At 49.5% G+C, this 20,690-nt stretch carries 17 protein-coding genes and 1 pseudogene; 12 read left to right on the forward strand and 6 right to left on the reverse strand.

Going from position 1 to position 20,690, the window contains the following annotated elements; all coding sequences use genetic code 11:
- The first annotated feature begins 481 nt into the window (after positions 1–481).
- Both A8707_RS14665 and map read left to right on the forward strand, forming a co-directional pair.
- The gene (locus tag A8707_RS14665) at positions 482–3,280 is read left to right on the forward strand and encodes a M16 family metallopeptidase (protein ID WP_068817989.1); all 2,799 of its coding nucleotides are present in this window, start codon (positions 482–484) and stop codon (positions 3,278–3,280) included.
- Positions 3,281–3,610: 330 nt separating this feature from the next.
- Positions 3,611–4,423, forward strand: coding sequence for a type I methionyl aminopeptidase (gene map, locus A8707_RS14670; protein WP_068817990.1), 813 nt, complete (start codon positions 3,611–3,613; stop codon positions 4,421–4,423).
- Between the two features lie 49 nt (positions 4,424–4,472).
- On the opposite strand, the gene A8707_RS14675 is transcribed toward map, so the two are convergent.
- Positions 4,473–4,952, reverse strand: a complete 480-nt coding sequence (locus tag A8707_RS14675; RefSeq protein WP_197484779.1) for a hypothetical protein — start codon at positions 4,950–4,952, stop codon at positions 4,473–4,475.
- Between the two features lies 1 nt (position 4,953).
- Here A8707_RS14675 and A8707_RS14680 point away from each other — a divergent pair, with 1 nt between their 5' ends.
- Entirely contained in the window at positions 4,954–5,619 is a 666-nt protein-coding gene (locus A8707_RS14680) for a class I SAM-dependent methyltransferase (RefSeq protein WP_068817991.1), read from the forward strand.
- An 83-nt stretch (positions 5,620–5,702) separates the two neighbouring features.
- Here the strand turns inward: A8707_RS14680 and A8707_RS14685 are convergent, their stop codons facing one another.
- Positions 5,703–6,113, reverse strand: coding sequence for an STAS domain-containing protein (locus A8707_RS14685; RefSeq protein ID WP_156518592.1), 411 nt, complete (start codon positions 6,111–6,113; stop codon positions 5,703–5,705).
- Between the two features lie 314 nt (positions 6,114–6,427).
- On the opposite strand from A8707_RS14685, the gene guaA reads away from it, so the two are divergent.
- Positions 6,428–8,059 (forward strand): glutamine-hydrolyzing GMP synthase, encoded by a 1,632-nt coding sequence (gene guaA, locus A8707_RS14690; RefSeq protein WP_331711723.1) that lies wholly within the window; start codon positions 6,428–6,430, stop codon positions 8,057–8,059.
- Between the two features lie 304 nt (positions 8,060–8,363).
- On the opposite strand, the gene A8707_RS14695 is transcribed toward guaA, so the two are convergent.
- Complete coding sequence (locus A8707_RS14695; RefSeq protein ID WP_068817994.1) at positions 8,364–8,651, reverse strand: hypothetical protein; 288 nt, start codon at positions 8,649–8,651, stop codon at positions 8,364–8,366.
- A 168-nt stretch (positions 8,652–8,819) separates the two neighbouring features.
- Positions 8,820–9,728 (reverse strand): CDF family zinc efflux transporter Cdf31, encoded by a 909-nt coding sequence (cdf31, locus tag A8707_RS14700; RefSeq protein WP_068818008.1) that lies wholly within the window; start codon positions 9,726–9,728, stop codon positions 8,820–8,822.
- 298 nt (positions 9,729–10,026) lie between these two features.
- Here cdf31 and A8707_RS14705 point away from each other — a divergent pair, with 298 nt between their 5' ends.
- From A8707_RS14705 to A8707_RS14740, 8 genes are all read left to right on the forward strand, one after another.
- Positions 10,027–10,374: a hypothetical protein gene (locus A8707_RS14705; protein ID WP_068817995.1), complete on the forward strand. Its 348-nt coding sequence runs from the start codon at positions 10,027–10,029 to the stop codon at positions 10,372–10,374.
- A gap of 80 nt (positions 10,375–10,454) precedes the next feature.
- Positions 10,455–10,835, forward strand: a complete 381-nt coding sequence (locus A8707_RS14710; protein WP_068817996.1) for a hypothetical protein — start codon at positions 10,455–10,457, stop codon at positions 10,833–10,835.
- A 114-nt stretch (positions 10,836–10,949) separates the two neighbouring features.
- The gene (locus A8707_RS14715; protein ID WP_068817997.1) at positions 10,950–12,053 is read left to right on the forward strand and encodes an aromatic ring-hydroxylating dioxygenase subunit alpha; all 1,104 of its coding nucleotides are present in this window, start codon (positions 10,950–10,952) and stop codon (positions 12,051–12,053) included.
- Between the two features lie 163 nt (positions 12,054–12,216).
- A complete protein-coding gene (locus tag A8707_RS14720) occupies positions 12,217–12,735 on the forward strand; it encodes a hypothetical protein (RefSeq protein ID WP_231948083.1) in 519 nt (172 codons plus the stop codon).
- A gap of 36 nt (positions 12,736–12,771) precedes the next feature.
- On the forward strand, positions 12,772–13,659 hold the full coding sequence (locus A8707_RS14725; protein ID WP_068817999.1) for a hypothetical protein: 888 nt from the start codon (positions 12,772–12,774) through the stop codon (positions 13,657–13,659).
- Between the two features lie 298 nt (positions 13,660–13,957).
- Positions 13,958–15,235 carry an aminotransferase class I/II-fold pyridoxal phosphate-dependent enzyme gene (locus A8707_RS14730; protein WP_068818000.1) on the forward strand — a complete coding sequence of 426 codons (1,278 nt, stop codon included), beginning with the start codon at positions 13,958–13,960 and terminating at the stop codon, positions 15,233–15,235.
- A gap of 307 nt (positions 15,236–15,542) precedes the next feature.
- A complete protein-coding gene (locus tag A8707_RS14735) occupies positions 15,543–16,688 on the forward strand; it encodes a hypothetical protein (RefSeq protein WP_231948084.1) in 1,146 nt (381 codons plus the stop codon).
- 10 nt (positions 16,689–16,698) lie between these two features.
- Entirely contained in the window at positions 16,699–17,655 is a 957-nt protein-coding gene (locus A8707_RS14740) for an NAD-dependent epimerase/dehydratase family protein (RefSeq protein ID WP_068818001.1), read from the forward strand.
- Positions 17,656–17,853: 198 nt separating this feature from the next.
- Here A8707_RS14740 and A8707_RS14745 read toward each other — a convergent pair whose 3' ends face one another.
- Both A8707_RS14745 and A8707_RS26895 read right to left on the reverse strand, forming a co-directional pair.
- Complete coding sequence (locus A8707_RS14745; protein ID WP_068818002.1) at positions 17,854–19,782, reverse strand: iron uptake porin; 1,929 nt, start codon at positions 19,780–19,782, stop codon at positions 17,854–17,856.
- A 789-nt stretch (positions 19,783–20,571) separates the two neighbouring features.
- A pseudogene (locus A8707_RS26895) lies at positions 20,572–20,690 on the reverse strand (photosystem II D2 protein (photosystem q(a) protein)); the annotation flags it as partial.

Raw genomic sequence — 20,690 nt, forward strand, 5'->3', positions numbered from 1 at the left:
GCAAATTCTATTTACGGTTCTGAGTCAATCAATGTTTAGTTCAGCATTCCTGTAGAGATAAAACAATCCCCCACGAGGGCATTCAAAGCCTGTTTTTTAGACTTCTTAAGTAAATATTTGGCTTTGTTACAATAGTTCGTTCGCTTTGGATCTCTGTTCGTCTGGTCTGAACCAGCCAAACCTCCTTGAGCAATTGAGTGAAACGAGTTTGAGCATCAGCAATCTTGATGGGTGCAAAGTCATCTCCCTAATTCAAATCCAAAATCAAATCTAAAAAATATTCAGCAGTTTCTCAAGGAACCGTGATGGCTAGGGGACGAAGTTGAACCTGTTCAAACATCTTCTAATCGATTTGAAGAAAGCTAGACTGGAGCTTGTCTTAGTTTCTGCATCAACTGAAACTTTATTCGCCCAACGTCGATCGCTAAATATCTATAGTCCATTTCATTCGCCTGACTATTGATTTCACAGGTTTTTGAGCATGTCATTTTTATCTTTGCTTCGACGATATCGTGTGCCTGGTTTTCTGTTTGCCCTCTGTCTAGCAACCGTGCTTCTATCAGGAGAAATTGCGTTTTTGCCATCAGCCAGTGCTGAACAAACGCCTTCTCAAAAACCGCTTACTTCGAGCGTGCCATCTGCCTCAACGACTCAACAGGTAAAGAAGACGGTTTTAGAGAATGGGTTGACCGTGCTCACCAAAGAAGTGCCGACTGCGCCCGTGGTTACGGTGCAGGTTTGGTATCGCATTGGGTCACGCAACGAGGCTCCCGGTGTGAACGGCATCGCCCACCAGCTCGAACACTTGATGTTTAAGGGCACTCGCGATCGCCCGATTCAGTTTGGACGATTGTTTAGCGCTTTGGGCAGCCAATCAAACGCCTTTACTAGCTACGATCAGACTGCTTATTTTGGCACCGTCGAGCGCGATAAATTAAAATCGCTCCTGGCTCTCGAAGCCGATCGGATGCAAAATGCAGTGATCGGTGCGTCTCAACTCACGAGCGAAAAGCGCGTCGTCATTTCAGAACTGCAAGGCTACGAAAACAGTCCGAGTTATCGGCTCGATCGGGCGGTGATGCGAGCCGCGTTTCCCGATTCTCCCTACGGGTTGCCTGTGGGCGGCACCAAAGCCGATGTCGAGAAATTTACCGTTGAACAGGTGCGCGATTATTATCGCAATTATTACAGCCCTGATAACGCGACTCTAGTGATCGTCGGAGACTTTCAAACCGATCCGACTCTGAAAGCAGTGCAGGAATTGTTTGGCAAAGTTCCCCAATCTAAAACGCCAAGAGCGGCGGCTCAACCTCCGGCTCCTCTGGTGATGAAAGGAGCCGAAGTCAAGGCTCCGATCGTGCTCAAACAGCCCGGAAGCGCTGCCCTTCTCCAAGCCGTTTATCCACTGCCTAATATCTCTCACCCCGATGTGCCAGCGATTAGCCTGCTGGATCTAGTGTTGACTCAGGGACGTAGTTCTCGACTGTATCAATCTCTGATCGAATCGGGTTTAGCCAGTGACTACGGCGGCTATCCCGCTAACATGATTTCTGGCGGATGGTATGGGTTAAGCGCAACGGCAGCACCTGGGCAAGACTTGGCGAAAATCAATCAAACGATTCAGGCAAGCTTGGCAGACCTTCGCACCAACCCTGTGACTGCCGACGAACTGAAGCGAGCCAAGACTCAATTAAAGTCTTCTGTACTGCTGCGAAATCGCACGATCACCAGTCAGGCAAATCAGCTTGGCGATGACCAAACTACGGCTGGAGATTATCAGTTTACCGATCGCTATTTGGCGGCGATCGAGAAGGTGACTCCCGCCGATATTCAGCGAGTCGCAAAAACCTACTTTGAGCCGAGTCAGCAAACGATCGGTTTCTTTGAGCCGACTCAATTAGATGCTAGGGCTGGAGGCTCGGTCAATGCAGGTCAAACCGCAGAACAGTTCAATCTAGGGGCACCCGTCGATCCGGCTGAGGTGGCGAAATATCTGCCGCCCGTGACGCAGAGCAATCGTCCGGCTCAGGCGTTGCCCGAAAAAATCGTGCTCTCCAATGGGCTGCGAGTTCTGCTGCTGCGCGATTCTAGCACGCCGACGGTTTCGCTCAGTGGTTATCTCGATGCTGGAACTGCGTTTGATGCGAGACAGAAAGCAGGGCTTGCCAAATTGACCGCTGACAACCTGATGAATGGCACCCAAACCAGAGATGCGTTAACGCTGGCGACAACCCTCGACGATCGAGGCATTAACCTCGGATTTGATGCCAATCGAGAAGGCGTGTCGATCGGAGCCAACGCACTGGTCGAAAATCTGCCAACGCTGGTGCAAATCATGGCAGACGTGATGCAAAACGCCGTCTTTCCAGACAAAGAGCTAGAGTTGAGTCGTCAACGAGCGCTGACTACCCTCAAAGTTCAGATGGACAGTCCTGCCGCTAAAGGGCGACGAACTTTTCAGCAGACCATCTATCCGTCTAATCATCCCTTTCACAACTTCCCGACTGAGGCAAGTTTAAAGAGCATTCAGCAGCAAGATTTGCTGACCTTCTATAAAACCCACTATCGCCCCGATAAAACAACCTTAGCTATCGTCGGTGACTTCGATCCGGCTCAGGTGAAGAGTCTGCTAGAAAAAGAATTGGGCACCTGGAAGGCAACCGGAAAAGCTCCGGCGCTGACGTTTCCTGCCGTGGCGTTGCCTGCAAATGTGGTGCGTCTCTATGATGGCATTCCGGGCAAAACTCAGGCGATTACTTACCTGGGGTATGCAGGAATTAACCGCACCGATCCTCGCTACTATTCTGCGATCGTCATGAACCAAATTTTGGGCGGCGACACGCTGTCAAGTCGGTTGGGAACTGAGATCCGCGATCGTCAAGGACTCACTTATGGCATCTACAGCGGCTTCCAGGCAGGCATTCATCAAGGTCCGTTTTTGATCTCGATGCAGACTGCCCCCGAAGATGCGCCCAAAGCGATCGCCAGCACCCTCAAACTCTTGGAGCAATTCCGTAAACAAGGGGTGAGCACAAGTGAAGTGTTGACAGCACAGCGATCGCTGACCAGCAGCTATCCGGTAGACTTGGCAAACCCCGATAATCTGGCGGAGATCATTCTGATGAACGACGTGTATGGGCTAAACCCCGCAGAAATTCGTCAGTTTCCTAAGCAGATTGAAGCGGTGACTCAGGCTCAGGTGAATGAAGCCACTCAAGAGTTATTGCACCCCGATCGTCTCGTGGTCGTGACAGCAGGACCTCCGATTTCCCGTCAATAAATTGACGCGATGTGTAACTAATTTGCCCTCCTCACGCAGTGGGGCAAGCCCTCGTAACCCTTCTCCCCAAGGAGAAGGGCTTTCGGACATTTCTGGTTCCCTCTCCCGCGGGAGAGGGCTAGGGTGAGGGCAGCCTTTGCGGATGTTTCAGAAAAGTTGCACATCGCGTTAAATTGACAAAAAGATGGGGGATAATCCTAATTCGATTCATCCCTGATCCTTTGCCTACCCAGGGCTAAGCGAGTCTGCGAGAATTAAGCTACCTTAAAAGATGGTGAAGACGTGTGCTTCTCGATCGCTCCTCCACTGCTGAACTAACTGCTGATCTCCATGAATATTCTCAGTAATCTTCTTCCTCAGTCCTCTCCTAAAAAGCGCCGAGGCATTGAAATCAAGTCTCAGCGCGAAATCGAGATCATGCGGCAGGCGGCAAAAATCGTAGCCATCGTGCTCAAAGAAATTTCAGAAATGGTCGAACCCGGAATGACGACGGCTGACCTTGATGCCCACGCCGAAAAACGCATTCGAGAAATGGGAGCCACGCCTAGTTTCAAAGGCTATCACGGCTTTCCTGCCTCGATTTGCTCCAGCATTAACCATGAAGTGGTTCACGGCATTCCCAGTCGCAAAAAGGTGATTCGGACGGGGGATGTGCTGAAAGTCGATACGGGTGCCTTTTTTGAGGGCTATCACGGTGACTCGTGCATTACGATCGCCGTTGGGCAAGTCACGCCCGATGCGGCTAAACTCATTCACGTTGCAGAACAGGCACTTTATAAAGGCATTGAGCAAGTTCGAGCCGGGGCTTTCTTGCTCGATCTAGCGGGAGCCATTCAAGATTATGTCGAGGCAAACGGCTTTAAAATCGTAGAAGATTTCACGGGGCATGGGGTGGGTCGCAATCTGCACGAAGAGCCTTCTGTCTTTAACTTTCGCACTTACGAGATGCCCAACGTCAAACTTCGGGCAGGAATGACGCTGGCGATCGAGCCGATCGTCAACGTAGGCACCAAAAGTACTCGCGTGTTGCCTGATCGCTGGACGGCGGTGACGTTAGACAATTCTCTCTCTGCCCAGTTTGAACATACGGTTCTGGTGGCCGAAGAGGGCTATGAGATTTTGACCGATCGCACCAACGTCTAAAAATAAGGGATGGGTCGTGTCTAGCTTCAAAACTCATCCCCCAAAATTTCTACTCTACCAACTGCGTCACCCAATTCGAGCCATTCTCTTCACGCTGTTGCTGGGCGAGTCGCCACGTTTTTCCTTCGGTTTGCCGCTGTAAATAAACCTCAAACGGATTGTCTTTTTGAGTCACCGTCCGTTTAGAAAGTTTAAGCGTGTAGTCGTAGTTGCCCTGCACCCGATAAGCTCGCAAATCTTGAATGGTCAAAGGTTTTTGGCTCGTCACCTTAACTCGATTGACCTTTAGACTGGGCGATTCTAGCCGCAACTGCTGGCTCAATTCTTGCTGGGTTTGGGTGGCTTGCAGCGCGATCGCTCGTCGCACGATCTGAGTGCTCGGAGTCAGATTGCTTGCGCTACAGGCAGTGATTAGACTTGCTAAGATCACCGCCAAAATGATTTGAATCGATCGCCGCACGTTAGTTTCCTCAAAGCCCACTCTTAGAGTATCAGCGATACGATCAGCCTGAAAGCGACTTAGGGACACGATGTACAAAAAATCTTTTGGAGTCAGCGATGACCTCTACCGCTATGTCTCGGCGAACTCGCTGACCGAGCCTGATATACTCGCTAAACTGCGCCAAGAAACCGCCAATCATCCTCAAGCCAGGATGCAGATTTCGCCTGAGCAAGGTCAGTTTATGGGGCTGCTCGTGCAGTTGATGGGCGCTAAAAAAACGCTCGAAGTGGGCGTGTTTACGGGCTATAGTTCTCTCTCGGTGGCGTTAGCGCTGCCTGCTGACGGCAAGCTCGTCGCCTGTGATGTCAGTGATGAATACACCTCGATCGCTCGTCGCTATTGGCAAGCGGCTGGAGTAACTGACAAAATCGATCTGCACATCGCTCCTGCTTTAGAGACGCTCGATCGCTTGCTTGAAGACCAAGCCGAGACCTTTGATTTTGCGTTTATTGATGCTGACAAAGGCAACTATGAGAACTACTATGATCGTGCCTTTCAGCTCATTCGCCCTGGTGGACTGATCGCGATCGACAATGTGCTTTGGTCAGGACGAGTGGCTGATCCCGATGATCACGACAAAATTACCGAAACGATTCGGGCGTTTAATCAGAAGTTGGTGAAGGACGATCGAGTGGTTTTGAGTTTGCTGCCGATCGCGGATGGGTTAACGCTGGCGCTTAAGAAGCAGAATTGATGGATTTGTGATGGCGAAAAAACGGGAAGAGAGGCGTTCCAGCGAAACGTCTCTACGGAGGTCGGGAATTGGTTGGCGATCGCTTAGACTTTCGCGTTTTTGTGATCGTCTAAAAATTGCTCAAAATTGGGCGTGAACCGATCGGTTTGTGGAGATGCTTTGGCTTTTCGTTGCTGCTCCCAAACGGCATCTAACGCGGCGCGAGTCGCTTCATCCATCGCCAAAAAAGCCAGCGATTTGCCAGATGCTTGAGCACGCTTCATGCCTGCTAGCAAAATTGCAATGCCCTGATCATCCACACGGTTTACCCACAGCAAATCGACAATGACCGCCGCCGCGTCTACGATCGCCTGATTTAGACTACTCTGAAACGTGACTCCTGTCTCACCTGAAAGCGCTCCATGAGGTTGCAAAACCACTGTTTTAGGCGACTCGCTTAACGATTCGATATCATCAACGATTGAAAGTTCAGCAACGTGATTAGAAATTTCCATAGGTCTCTCCCCAAATAGCGTTTTGACATAAATAAGCGTGAAGCAATCAATATTTTTATTTCCTCTAACGTGAAATAAAAATGCCCTAAAACGGTCGATCGCCATCACGATCGGCTGAGATGACATTTTTGAGAATCGTTCGCCACTGCTAAACCTCTAGGAGAAGCAAAACTGTCACTGCATTACTTGAGTCAAGTTTGTTAATGTGATTAAAATAGCCAGAATACCCGAAAGTCCGAATTTATTAACTTTCCTGCAAACTATCCTTTTCAGATGTTTATCTGTCCACTTTTAGGATTCTATAGGTTATCTCCGTGACTCCCCAGACTGAACAGGCTGCTCTCCCATCGTCTTCTGCATCTACTTCAGACACCGATTTGAATGTAGTCAATCGACAGATGATCGTCATTCTCGACTTTGGCTCACAATATTCTGAGTTGATTGCACGGCGCATTCGCGAAACTCAAGTTTATTCGGAGGTGCTCTCCTATCGCACCTCGGCAGAACATCTCAAACAACTTAATCCTAAAGGCATCATTCTTTCGGGTGGTCCCAGTTCTGTCTATGACCAGGGCGCTCCTCAAAGTGATCCTGAGATTTGGAATTTGGGCATTCCCGTTTTGGGGGTTTGCTATGGGATGCAGTTGATGGTGCAGCAACTCGGCGGCGGCGTTGAGAAGTCCGATCGGGGCGAATATGGCAAGGCGAGTCTAGAAATTGACGATCCTACCGATTTGCTGACCAATGTTGACGACAACACAACGATGTGGATGAGCCACGAAGACTCGGTGACGAATCTTCCGACTGGTTTTGAGCGATTGGCGCATACGGCAAATACGCCTTGTGCAGCGATCGCCGACCACGATCGCAAACTCTATGGCGTTCAGTTTCACCCCGAAGTGGTGCACTCAAAAGGCGGGCAGGCGCTGATCCGAAATTTTGTCTATCACATCTGCAAGTGTGAGCCGACCTGGACAACGGCAGCGTTTGTCGAAGAAGCGGTGCGAGAAATTCGGGCACGGGTCGGTGATAAGCGGGTGCTGCTGGCGCTGTCGGGCGGAGTCGATTCTTCAACGCTGGCGTTTTTGCTGCATCGGGCGATCGGAGACCAACTCACCTGCATGTTCATCGACCAGGGTTTTATGCGAAAGCTAGAGCCGGAGCGATTAGTGAAACTATTTGCTGAACAGTTTCATATTTCAGTGGTCTATGTGAATGCTCGCGATCGCTTTATCAACTCGGTGAAAGGCATCACCGATCCCGAAGAAAAACGCAAGCGCATTGGGCACGAGTTTATCAGCGTGTTCGAGTCAGAATCGAAGCGGCTCGGTCCGTTTGACTATCTCGCCCAGGGCACTCTCTACCCCGATGTGATCGAGTCTGCTGACACAAATGTTGATCCCCAATCGGGCGAACGAGTCGCGGTCAAAATCAAGAGCCATCACAATGTGGGAGGGTTGCCCAAAGATTTGCGATTCAAACTCGTCGAGCCACTCCGCAAATTGTTTAAAGACGAAGTGCGAAAGGTGGGACGCTCGATCGGACTACCCGAAGAAATCGTCAACCGTCAGCCTTTTCCAGGTCCCGGTCTAGCGATCCGAATTTTGGGAGAAGTGACCAGCGAGCGACTCAATATCCTGCGCGATGCTGATTTGATTGTCCGACAAGAGATCAACCGAGCGGGAATGTATCACGATCTCTGGCAAGCGTTTGCGGTGTTGTTGCCGATTCGCAGCGTCGGAGTGATGGGGGATCAGCGCACCTATGCCTATCCGATCGTGCTGCGTTTTGTCGCTAGTGAGGATGGCATGACCGCAGATTGGGCACGGGTTCCTTACGACTTACTAGAAACGATTTCTAACCGCATCGTCAATGAGGTGCGCGGAGTCAATCGTGTAGTTTATGACATCACCTCTAAACCGCCTGGCACGATCGAGTGGGAATAAGCAAAGTAGGCAAGAATTGAGGTGCCCTTGAAATAACGGGCAGAAAAGCGAACAGCTTCGCTGCGGGGAACCCGTTCGCTAATCTTCTCTGATCAGAAACAGACGATCGCTTTTTGATTTTGGGCACGTTGAGTCGAACGTTTCTGGTCAGACTGAATGAAGAAACTTATCGTTCTTGCTTAAGCCGAAGCGTCGCAACCTGGTAGGAAGTTGATCGTTGAAAATATCGACCCGACAGAGATGTTTTAGAACGAGTCTCGATCGTGCTGGTGAGTCCCCTGGTGAGAGCCGGGGGTTTTTTTGGCTATGCGCCGTTGCTAGTGAATCGATTTTGTAAGGCGCTGACCAAGCTCTCAACGTTGGCAGTCAGTTGAGCCATGCGAACGTCTTGCTGTTCCTGATTAGCTGAGACTTGCGCCACGTCGTTTGAGAGGTCTGCAACAAACCTGCCTACTTGGTCAAGGTGTTGTTGAGTGCGGTCTTGCTGTTCTTGCATCCAGTCCTGTTTGACCTGCATATCTCGGAGGGCGATCGCGGTCGATTCAACGATCGCTTCGATCCGATCGAGCCTGTCAGGTGGGTTAGCCGTCATAATTGAGCTATGCAAGGTGTGTGATTTGGATTTTAAGCCCTGTCAGATCGTTCTGGCACGTTCGTTTAGTCTATCGAGTGCATGAACTGGTTCTCTAAGTCTCAAGAGTGGATAAGCTGTGGAAAACTGCCCAAACTCTGTGGAAAACTTCAACCAACTGTGGAAAACCTATTTTTCTACTGGTGAGCCATAGCTGATCTGATCAGATTTGTAGGTCGGTGGTTCTACATGAATCATCACCCTCACAGGGCTGTATTTTTCAGCGAGTCGGGCTTCCACTTCTTCAGTCACTTCATGAGCCGCTTGCACATCACGCGGCTCTACGATTAGGTGCATCTCAATAAAAGACTGCCGACCGACCACGCCCCGCGACGCAATATCGTGACAGTTGAGCACACCGGGCACCTGCATCGCCACTTCATAAATGGCTTCTGGCGCGATCGCCATCTCATCGACCAGCGAGGGCAGATTTTGCTTCAGCACTGACCACCCGCTGCTAAAAACCATCAGCGCGACCGGAAACGACAGCGCCAGATCTAGCCACTGCCAGTTAAACGCCCAAACGCCAACCAAACCTGCGAGAACGCTGATCGTCACCCAGACATCGCTCATCGTGTGTTGAGCATCTGCAATCAAAATCGGACTGCCTACACGTTGACCTTCCGCACGTTCATAGTAAGTGACGAAGATATTGATTCCCAACACAATCAGCAGCAGCCACAGTTCCCCGGCTGAAATTTGAATCGGCTTGCCTGTGCCCATCAGTCGCTCGATCGCCCCCTGCAAGATTTCAAAACAGGCGATCCCCAAAAATGCAGCGATCCCCAGTGCGCTCACAGCCTCAAATTTTTGGTGCCCATAGGGATGATCGCGATCGGGCATTGGTGACGAAAACCGACTGGCAACGAGTCCCAAAACGTTACTTGCGCTATCGGTCAGACTGTGCAGCGCATCTGCTAACAAACTCAATGAACCCGTTGTTAATCCTACAAATGCCTTGAGTCCTAAGACAAATAGATTCAGCAACAGAGTAATGATTAACACTCTGCGAACCGTCGATCGATTATCTACTATCACAATCACTCACCTTGCCGTTTAGCCGCTATGACATTCAGTGTAGATCCTGTAGATTGAAAATACTCTAAAGTCTTATTCGTTAAAGCTTTGAGCTATCTATAACGGGTCTAAGCTCTTGACAAGATTCTCAATTAGCATATCGATAAACCAACAAGATTCCCTCCATGACTCAAGTTTTGAGAGAGTCTTTTTGTAGATCTTTGTCATCTAGAAGCGTTAATTTTTCTTCCTAACGTCTAATCCTCAATCCTGCTTCCCAGTAGGATGAAATGACCGCAATCTTGGATGAACTGTATCTATGTCTTCTCAACTCACGTTGAATTTAGTCGAAGGCTCTATGTCTTTTCGCTTCAGTCCAGAAGCCGCTAGAGACTTAAAAGCAACCCTTGCAGAACTGATGGAGCGGCTGAAAGTCACCGCAAATAAGCCAACTCCCGGTGGCAAAGTTACGCCCCAAAAGCCTGTGGAATATCGCTATGCAGGCGACGTTTTTTTAGAAGTCTTTTGTAACCCCAATATTTGGGCAAGTCCCTTTGCTGCCAAGGTGCTGATCACGCTGAGAGACGATCGCATTCGCATCACTACCGAAGCCGAACTGAGCCGCGTCAATGACGATATCAGTCAATATCTAGAGCAGACGGGCTAGGAAATCGTTCTGAACGGTGGATCTTGACCCTTACAGTAAGATTAGAGCAACGACTTCTCTATTCATCTTTCATATAAGCCATGAATGATACGGTCCTCCAACTGTTGAAGAAAGGGTTTCGCGTCACGATCGGGGCAACCGCCACGCTGATCGAGGTGCTACAAGACCCTCAAAGACGTGAGCAAAATTTATCAAGACTCAGGCGAGAGCTAGATCAACTGGCGCAAGAGTGGGCTGAAAAAGGGGAAATGACTGAGCAAGAAGCCCGCAGTTTTGTAGACACCCTAATCGCTCAACGTCGCGCTGAGAGCGATCGGGCTGCCTCTGAAGCGATCGTGACGACAACGGCTGTCCCCGTTCCGCCCCCTTCATCAGAGGTGCTTGAGCTGCAAGAATTAACCGCACAACTCGCCGCCATTCGGGCAGAGTTAGCGCATCTGCGAGAACAAAGAGAGCAATAGAGCTTTGGTGCTTACAGCAAGTCTGAATACTGGGTCGAGATTCAGCGGACTTAACCCAAAAAGAATGCAGAATTACAGGCGACGCTATTGATGAGCTAATGCAAGGAGTGTGCTGTGGAATTAGCGACCACCTTAAAAAGTCAGACCGTTCGCAATCAAGTGCGAGAAGTTGGCATTAACGGTAATTATTGGTATGCGATCGCGTGGGCAACCGATCTTAAACCTGCAAAAATTCTGACAGCAACGATTTGGCAAGCGTCAATCGCCCTCTTCCGCGATCGACAAAATCAGATTCAAGCCGTCGAAAATGTTTGTCCTCACAAAGGCGTTTCGCTCGATCAGGGCAAAGTTTTAGGAGATGTGATCGCGTGTCCCTATCACGGCTGGGAGTTTAATGGACAGGGCGAGTGTCTCAACATTCCCTACTTTCCGCCCGATCAAAAGCTGCCCTGCGTTCAGATGCGAACTTTTCCCGTGCAGGAAAAATATGGCTTAATTTGGGTCTTTCCCGGCGATCCTGCTTTGGCAGAGACGCAACCCATCATGGAAATTCCAGAATATGACGACCCCAACTGGCTGCTGATCCCGATCGGGGCAAACTTTAAAGCGCACTTCTCGATCTGCAATGAGAACACGATGGACGTGTTTCACGGTCATCTTCACAAAAATCTGCAAGGTTGGTTCGACCCAGTGCTGTTAAAGCTTCGAGAAACTGAAAACTCGATCGAAGCCAACTATCAGCTTTCCTACACTGGTTTCGTGAGTCAACTGTTGGGGCTAAGTCAATCAGCCGATCGAGTCACGACAAAAGTGATCTCGGTTGACTATCGCTATCCCCATTACGTCAGCCATCTTCCAGGGATTTCATCGCTCTATTTAATGCGGTTGCCGATCGCGCCTCAAGAAAGCCGCTCGTTCTCGCTCTTATTTCTCAAACTAGGATTGCCTCCGGGGTTGCTAAAAATTCTGCGTCCGGTTTTGCAGCCCCTGATTCTCAATCTTCTGGTTTTGCGCTTTCTTAAACAAGACATCGAAATGATTGAGAGTGAGCAAGAAAATTATTTGAGAAACCCTCAGCGCCGCTATGTGGAAGTCAACCCCGCGATCGCCGCAGTGCAGCGCCTGATCGTGCGGCAATATGAGCAGTTTGTCCGCCCTTCGCCCGTCAGTTCCCAAACCCCGTCTGACTCCCCAATTCCTCAAGAAACCTCGACTTGATGACGACAGGAAAGATTCGATTCCCTGCGACTGCCGCAAAACGGATTGTTCGTGATCTCTGCAATTGAGGCACGATCGCATACATTACAGAAGAGTGGGTAGGAATTTAGAGTCCCTTCCGAGAACTAAGTTTCATGCTCCGATGTTCCCTCTCATCCACCTTATGAGAATCAAACCTATGCCGTTTTCAAACTGGCACAGAGGCACCGTTGCCCTGATGCTATCGGTCGTTTTGCTGCTCACAGGCTGTCAGCCCAAAGCCCCTTCGCAATTTTCTCAAGCACAGCAAGACAGCAGCAAAAAAGGAGTGACTGCCGTTGCCAAAGATGCTACTCAAGGCAGCGAGTTTAACAAATTTTTCCCTCGCCCTGCTGCTGGCTATGCCCGCACGTTTAGCCAAGAGAAAAAAGGATTTGCTGAAGCGAAACTCAACAAAGACGGCAAAAACGTCGCGATGCTGTCGATCAATGACACAACGGGCATTGCGGGATCTGCCCAAAAATATGCGGCAGCAACCGAAAAAATCGCTGGATATCCCGTCACCAATCTCGGCAACCAAACGGCGGTGTTAGTGGGCAAATATCAGGTCAAAGTTCAGTCTCGTGACCCGTCATTTGACAAGACCGATCGCCAAGCTTGGCTGCAAAAATTTGACCTCAAAGGGCTAGAAAAACTCAACTAGCCGCGATCGAACTCCACCACCGAGCAGGAATTTTTCATGAGCAAATCCATTTTTGAACTTGTCGATCAGCTTCCGACTGGAGGCACTACGGTGACTGCACTCAACGCCCTTGATTTTGTGATCCCTGGGCAGTGGCAGAACTTGACGGGCTTCACCAACACCATTCGGGCAGTTACGGGCGAAACCGACGAGGCAATGATTCAAGCGATCGGAGAGCGAGCCGTCTATCTCTATAATGATGAGTCGCAGGGCTATCAGCGCGCAATGTGGCTTTATCAAACCGTCGATAATGCCGCAGGTGCTTTGGGCGCAGCCGCGATGGCAAATAAAATCGGTCAAGACATTTCGTTTTTAGGATTTTTGGGCAATCTCACTCCCAAACCTGAAAAAGTCCAGAGTCTCGACCTGTGCATCAAGCTCGTGGTCGAACTGGTTGCATTCTGCCAAATTAACGGCATCCCCGGTGACAGCATTGGCGATTTTTTGGGCGCATTGGGCGACTACAGCGGCGAATCGCTGATGCGGATGGCGGCGCTCGTCTGCTTTGACGGCATCATTCCCCTAGGACCCAACTTTATCAATATGGGTCTGTCCACCATTCAGCAAACGACTCCCGATGATTTGCAGCATAACCCAAGCTTTAAGAGCGTCAGCAGTCTGATTCCGGGTGGCAACCCCGCAGGTCAACTGGGCTTTATCACTCAAAGCTTTGATTCGGTCAAAGGCTGGATGGGCGATTTTGTCAGTTCTCGTAGCCTGACTCAAGAAGGGCTGTTGAGCCACGTCAAACAATATGTCGATATTTCTGTTGACAAACTCGATTATGTCGGCGCGTTTCTTGATGTCGCTGTAAAATACTACACCCACACCGGAACTCAAACGCTGGCTCGTCGGTTGGTCGAACGGGCAGTGGCAGAAATTTGATCCCAGCGTGCAACCAAATTGAGCAAAAGACCGTCCGTTATGGGAAGTGCATCCCCGATCGCCGCTAACGGGCAGTCTTTTTCTGCAATCAGTGACTTTGAACTCACTTAGTTAGAGTGCTTACTGATAAGCTGGATTCAGACAATTGACTAATTGACGTATGGTTCCTATGTTTCAGCTTTGTATCGACGAGTTAGCGAAATTCTTCGCAAGCCAAACATATAGCTGGATCAGTTGCGATGCGCTTGGCGCAGCTTTATAGAATCGCTGTCTAGAAAAAGGTGGAGAGGAGTTTACTGTGCAAGTTGTCAAGGAGTACGTGCGGCGCTGGTACGAAAGCGGCTTAGATCCCGATGAGTACATTTGTCACAAACGCCAGGGAAATTTTGTCGAGATCGAGGAGGCTGAAACGGGAAAACGCCGTACCGTTCTCACCTTTTGCACCAATGATGTTTTGGGGTTAACCCAAGAAGACTCGGTGAAGCAAGCTGCCGTTGATGCCATCTGGCAATATGGAACGTCTAACAGTTCTACCTCGGTGCTGAGCGGTCGCATTGATTTGCATCGTCAGCTAGAGAATGAGATTTCAGCGTTTAAGCATCTGCCCCACACGCAGCTTTTTCTAAATGCGTGGATGGCGGTGCAGGCGTTAATGGATGCGTTTTGTCATTTGGCGATTCCGGTTTCGGGCTTTCAAAACGATCGTGAGACGCTGATTTTGACCGATGTCTTAAATCACGGCTGCATCGTCACAGCCGTCGCCAATGCGGGAACTCGCTCTGGCAAGATGTTTGGGCATAGTCCGAGAGTGCGGGTGCGGGCATATCGTCACTGCGATGTCGAAGATCTGGCACGCAAGTTGAAGCGATATGCTCAACCCAACGATCGCATCCTCGTCATTTCTGATGCAGTGTTTTCGATGGATGGCGACATCGCGCCTCTGCCTGAGATGATTGATGTACTTGCCAACTACCCTGATTCAGTATTGGTGATGGATGAGGCACACGCGAGTGGCGCGATCGGGGCAACAGGTCGTGGCATTTACGAGCATTTTGGGCTAACTCCGCAAGACGCGATCGATCGGGGAATCACGCCTCTGATCATGACGACGTTCTCAAAGTTTGCGGCATCTGCAGGCGCGGCAATCAGCACCCATGTGCCCGAACTCAAGCCCTTGCTGAATGTGTCGCCCACCTCGATCGGAACGATTTCGCTCCCTGCTCCCACGACGGCAGCCGCCTTGGAGAGTATTCGGATCGTCACCAAAGAACCCGATCGAGTCAGACTGCTGCAAGAGAATACGCGCTACTTGCGATCGCAGCTTGAGGCTGATGGCTTTGCGGCGATCGGCGAAACCAATGTTGTTCCGGTCTTACTGCCGCCCGAACTCAATCCCAAAGTCTACGCGAGAGAATTGCTAAACTGCGGAGTTTGGGTGTCTCCGATTTGGTTTATCGCCAAACCGAGAATTCGCATCACCGTTAACACGCTGCACACCAAAGAAGAGATGGATCGCTTGGTAACCAGCATGGTGAAGATGCGTGATTTGGTCTACAAGCCAACGATTAGCGCCTAGTTTAGCCGCTTTAGTAAAGTTGACGATCGTTCTTTTCTGGGCGATCGTTTTTTGTAAGCTACACAACTCTGAAAAGTGAATTCAACAAAGGCTGGTATATCAGACCTCCTGCACAAATACTTCGCCCTCACCCTAGCCCTCTCCCTAAGGAGAGGGAACAAGAGGTTCTAGCTCCCTTCTTCCTGGGGAGAAGGGTTGGTGAGGGCTTGCCCCACTTCATGAGGAGGGCTGTCCAGATTCGTGCAGGAGGTCTATTCTCCATAATGGTCTTAAAAACCATCAGCAGTTCAGAAAAGGCTATCTCCCTGTGAATTCTCCTGTGGACCCAACTGCTTTTCAGGTGATTTTAGTCACAAATGCGGCAGAACAGAAAATGTTTCTGGATGTCCCGATCATGGTGTATGCTCACGATCGTAACTGGGTATCTCCGCTTCGCAGTGACGTTGCTAAAAAGTTCGACTCTAGCAATCCTTTTTTTCAATACGGTAGACTTCAGCAGTTTGTTGCGATTCGGGAGGCAAAACCCATCGGTCGAATTGTGTCGGCAGTCAACGATCGATTGGTCGATCGTGAAGGCAAAAACATCGGTATTTTTGGCTTTTTTGAGTGTGTTGAAGACTTTGAGGTTGCCCAAGCTCTTTTAAGTGCCGCTTCTCAATGGTTAAGAGAGCAGGGAATGACTGAAGTTCGAGGACCGATCGATCTTTCAACTCACAACAATTGCCTATTTCTAGTAGACGGCTTCGATTCGCCGCCGATGGTGATGATGCCCTACAATCCTGCGTATTATCCCAAGTTTTTAGAGCAAGACGGCTGGCACAAAGCGAAAGATGCCTACGCTTATGACTTTCCGCTTGATAAACCGCTCTCTCCAGAATTTGAGAAAGGATATAAAATTGCGTGTAAATCTGGAGTCAACTTTCGCCCCTTGCGAACCAAAGGCGAAGGGTTTGAGCAAGATGCGATCGGTCTCTATAATTTATTTACAAAAGCCTTTTCTGACAACTGGAGTTCGACCCCTCGCACTCAATCAGAGTTTTTAGACGAGGCAAAATCGCTGCAAAGTTTGGTCGATCCCGATGTGTTTCCGATCGCTGAATACAACGGTGAAATGATTGGCTTTTGGATGGGGTTGCCCGACTACAACATTCCTCTTAAACACGTTAATGGCAGTCTCAACTGGCTCGGAATCATCAAGTTTCTCTGGCATCGTCGCCAAATTGATCAAGGGCGAGTCATTGCGATTTGTTCGCTTCCAGAGTTTCGCCGCAAAATGGTTCCGCTCGCGCTAATCTACTTAGGCATGAGTGGCGGAATTCAAAAGGGCAAACCCTACAGACGAGCAGAGCTTTCTTGGGTTTATGAAGACAACGCGGCATCCCGTAAGTTGATTGAAGCCTCTGGAGGCAAAATCTATAAAACCTATCGCATGTATGAAAAGACGCTGGTTTAGAAGGTGAATTATGAAGGCACTCGTCACTGGGGCAAATGGCTTTACAGGTTCCCACTTGGTCAAAGCACTTCAAAAACGAGGCGATTCTGTCGTGGGTCTGGTGCGAAAATCGAGTAACTTGAATCGATTAGCAGATTGCTCGATCGAACTCATCTATGGCGACATCACCGATCGAGCCGCTCTCACCCAAGCGATGCAAGGAGTCGATACCGTTTTTCACACCGCTGCCTATGTTGAACTCGGACTCGTCAACGCGATCGAGATGGAGCGAGTCAACGTCGAAGGCACTCGTGCAGTTCTAGAAGTGGCTAAATTGGTTGGCATTTCTAAACTGGTCTATTGCAGCACGATTGGGATTTTTGGTGACACTCAAGGCACCGCGATCGACGAAACCTTCAGGCGAACTCAAAAAGATTTTTCGTCTGCCTACGATCGCACAAAGTATGACGCTCAACAACTCGTTGACCAAGCTGCTGCTAAAGGATTGCCAGTGGTCAGCGTCATGCCTTCGGGGATCTTTGGTGTAGACGATCCGCACTTTATGCCCGTCCTCAATACCTTTCTCAAAGGACGGCTGAAAGTGTGGGCAGGCGGACAACGCATCACCGGAATTGTCCATGTAGATGATTTAGCTGAAGCGATGATTCTTGCTGTCGATCGAGGTCAACTTGGCGGATATTATATCCTCTCGTCTGGAGATTTAACGACTCGTGAAATGTTTGAGATTTTCAGCCAAGAGACTGGAATCTCTGCCCCGACGGATGCTCCTGAACCTGTTGTTCGGGTCGTTGGCACTGTCTTAGACGTGATCGGTCGCACCTTTTCGTGGCAACCTCCGATCGACCGAGAACGAGTTCATTATCTCTACGATCGCTGTGTCCGAGTCGATGCCTCTAAAGCAAGACGAGAGCTTGGCTGGAATCCCCGATCGGTTGAAGACACACTTAAAGAATTAGTTAGACGGTAATCACAATAAAAAACCCCGCCAAATGACAGGGTTAGAAGGCTTACCAAATCAAAGCAACGTTCAGGAAATTTCCCCAATGGTTACTCTGTGTCAATCTAGAAGAGTCAAATAGGGCAGTACTCCCACAGCGATCGCTGATTTGTAAGAAAAAAGCCCAGCAATCGCTGGGCTTCTTCAAAACCTATCCAACACCAATGGTTAGAAGGTGAAGGTCGTTCTTACTGTGCCGATCACAACGTTATCGTTGTTGCTATTCTGACCAGGATTAATGATCCAAATCACACCAGGCGTGATCGAGATGTTGTCATTTAGCTGGTACTTATAAAAACCTTCCAGGTGGATAGGAACGCTGTTGCCCACACCAGCGGCTCTCTGAACGGCAGTCGGGTTAGAAAGATAAGGCTCTGCACCTGCCATCAAACCCAAAAGATTGCCTTTCTTACCAAAGTCAGGGAATGCCAGCCCAGCACCATAAGTCCAGATAGTGCGAGAACCATATCCATCCCCAATAAAGTCAGCGTTGATGTATGATCCAAAGCCGTTTATCACAATTTTAGGGCTAAGTCTAAAAGCAACTTCGGCTCCGTAGGCATTAACTCTAGCTGGGACAACCGTGATAGGTGTCGCGCCCGTTGTGATAAATCCTTGGTTTGCAAACAAAGTACCAGAAGCACCAGTACCGCCATTTCCAGTGTCAAAGATCGCCGATCGTCTGTAAGCATTGACATAAGTCAAACCCAAACTTAATGCTTCACTGGGCTTGAAGGTTATCTGACCCAGTGCAGAGTAACTGCCGTTAAACAAACCATTCCCACCAGAAGGATTGTTTGCGCTAGCGACAGTCGCGCCAAGAGCATTACCGATGGTGTCACGACCGTTTGAATTATCCGCCAAATAGCCAGCGCTAATCGTAAATGCTGGGGTCAGTTCAAAGTTCACACCTGCTCCACTACCACCACCAATCAGGTAGATGGGGTTGCGTTGAGCAAAGACCGAAAGAGGACCTGTCCCACCGTCAAAGGCATCAAGAGCAGGGCTAACGGTTGGCGCATAGTCATAGTGCAGACCTCCCACCGCCGGGATATAAACCCGAACCTTCTCAGTGATGTTGAAGAAGTATGCAACCCAGTCAGCATAAATTTGGTTGCCACCCGTGTTGCCAAAGTTGAAGGTTTGAATCCCTTCAGAACCACCACCCGGCGTTACAAACCCGCCGACTGAGTTTGGTCCAGCTGCATTTCCGGCTGCAAGACGGGTGACCAGCAAGTCTTTACCCGTAAAGCTGGTGTTTAACGCAAGACGAACCCTGTCTTGGAATACGGTGTTGTTGCCACCCGTGCCTCTAACTCCAAACTCATCGGTGATTGCAAAAATTGCTTCACCCGCTAGCTTGGTGGTTGTAGAGAACTGCTGCTTCTCTAGCGTTGAGGTACGAGCTTCTAGCGCATCGACACGACCCCGTAGAGTTGCCAATTCCGCTGCAAATTCTTCTTGGAGCTTTTGCAGGGTTGCCAAGTCTTCTTTCTTAACCAGGTCAGCCGTTGAGGCTGCGATTAGTTCGTTAACTCGATTGAGACACGAATTTAAACCTGCCGCAAACTCAAAGCGGGTTAAAGCGCGGTTTCCGCGATAGGTCTTGTCAGGATAGCCTTCGATACAGCCGTAGCGCTCGACTAGAGACTGCAAGGCTTGAAACGCCCAGTCTGTCGGTCGAACGTCAGACAGTTGAGACACAGAAGTGACTTGCCCAACCGATGCGCTAGACTTTCCTTCACGGCTGTAGCGATTGATTTGATTGATCGAGTCCGTTTCAGAACTGGGTGCAGCAGGAACCTGAGCAATTTGAATCGGAGCAGCCTTGTCTACCTTGATCTCTGCTGATTTTGCAGAGATTTCTAGCTTAGGCTGATTAACTTCAGGAGCCGCAACTTCGGCAACGCGGAGGTTTTTGACGCTAACAGATGGTGCAGCGAGTGCCTCAATTTCTTGAGATTTAGCTTCGATCGCAGATGGAGAGGATGAAACCACCACTGGCTTTTCTGCGGCGATCGCGCCTGAAGAAACCGCTAGAGCAGCACCCAAAATTGCTGGGCTGATGACCAATGAACTCAACAGAAGTTTAAACATGAATATTTTCCTCACACCTACTGAATAGAGCGGCTGTTTAAGCCTTCTATAGACTGTAATCTGAACTTGTGAACGACAGCAAAATCAAAAAGCCTACTCAAGACTACCACTTGAGCGTTTAGATACTGTGTGGTAAATCACAAATGAACAAGTAACTCTGGAGATGATAGCAGATGTTTGTCCTAAGCGCATTTCACTTTCAACAAACGTGGATTCCAAAGAAGTATTCACTGGCTCTATGTTGCCTTAAGCCTTTCAAAAGTGCCCTTGAGTCGCCTCTATCGAAAGGAATGTATGCTGTCGAAAAGCCACCGATTCTCTAAAGCTTTACGGCAACCAATTGCTATCTATCTCAATAGTTGCTAATGTCGCCCTTTAAAAAACTATCCGCTCCTGCTCTAAAGAATCTTGGTAAACCAAAAAACTCTGGGGAGCAGGAGCGGTGTAGCGGGTCTTCAGATTGAAACTAGACTGCCGGAAGGGACTCCAGGCTAGTCAGCTGTCATGGATGAGCTATCTCTACCAAGGTGGAAGATCTAACTCTAGAGAACAGCCCCGGCGCGCAGCCAGTTCAACACAATCTGATGACCCAAGCGTATACTACTATCTGACATGGGCATCACCTCCTATTGCCTAATCGGCTTTAGTATCAAGGGTTTACAACGTCAAGGTCAGGCAACCTGTACCTCTTTAATTAAGATAACACAGACTTTTTCGCGTGTGGGGTGGTTTCATAAAAAAGCTCCCACCATAAACGGCAGGAGCAGTGAAAAAGATGCGTACTGAATCTTAGAGAGCGTTACCGCGAGGCAGAACCTCTTCAGGGAATACAAATTTTTCGTGAGGCTGGTCTTGAGAAGCCATCCAAGCGCGGATGCCCTCATTTAGCAAGATGTTCTTGGTGTAGA

The organism is Phormidesmis priestleyi BC1401 (assembly GCF_001650195.1).
Lineage (GTDB): Bacteria > Cyanobacteriota > Cyanobacteriia > Leptolyngbyales > Leptolyngbyaceae > Phormidesmis_A > Phormidesmis_A priestleyi_B.

What these genes read in the sequence shown, in the direction of transcription:
- A8707_RS14665 (WP_068817989.1), top strand. Translation starts at nt 482, where the DNA reads ATGTCATTTTTATCTTTGCTTCGACGATATCGTGTGCCTGGTTTTCTG.
- map (WP_068817990.1), top strand. Translation starts at nt 3,611, where the DNA reads ATGAATATTCTCAGTAATCTTCTTCCTCAGTCCTCTCCTAAAAAGCGC.
- A8707_RS14680 (WP_068817991.1), top strand. Translation starts at nt 4,954, where the DNA reads ATGTACAAAAAATCTTTTGGAGTCAGCGATGACCTCTACCGCTATGTC.
- A8707_RS14685 (WP_156518592.1), bottom strand. Translation starts at nt 6,113, where the DNA reads ATGGAAATTTCTAATCACGTTGCTGAACTTTCAATCGTTGATGATATC.
- A8707_RS14695 (WP_068817994.1), bottom strand. Translation starts at nt 8,651, where the DNA reads ATGACGGCTAACCCACCTGACAGGCTCGATCGGATCGAAGCGATCGTT.
- A8707_RS14705 (WP_068817995.1), top strand. Translation starts at nt 10,027, where the DNA reads ATGTCTTCTCAACTCACGTTGAATTTAGTCGAAGGCTCTATGTCTTTT.
- A8707_RS14710 (WP_068817996.1), top strand. Translation starts at nt 10,455, where the DNA reads ATGAATGATACGGTCCTCCAACTGTTGAAGAAAGGGTTTCGCGTCACG.
- A8707_RS14720 (WP_231948083.1), top strand. Translation starts at nt 12,217, where the DNA reads ATGAGAATCAAACCTATGCCGTTTTCAAACTGGCACAGAGGCACCGTT.
- A8707_RS14725 (WP_068817999.1), top strand. Translation starts at nt 12,772, where the DNA reads ATGAGCAAATCCATTTTTGAACTTGTCGATCAGCTTCCGACTGGAGGC.
- A8707_RS14740 (WP_068818001.1), top strand. Translation starts at nt 16,699, where the DNA reads ATGAAGGCACTCGTCACTGGGGCAAATGGCTTTACAGGTTCCCACTTG.
- A8707_RS14745 (WP_068818002.1), bottom strand. Translation starts at nt 19,782, where the DNA reads ATGTTTAAACTTCTGTTGAGTTCATTGGTCATCAGCCCAGCAATTTTG.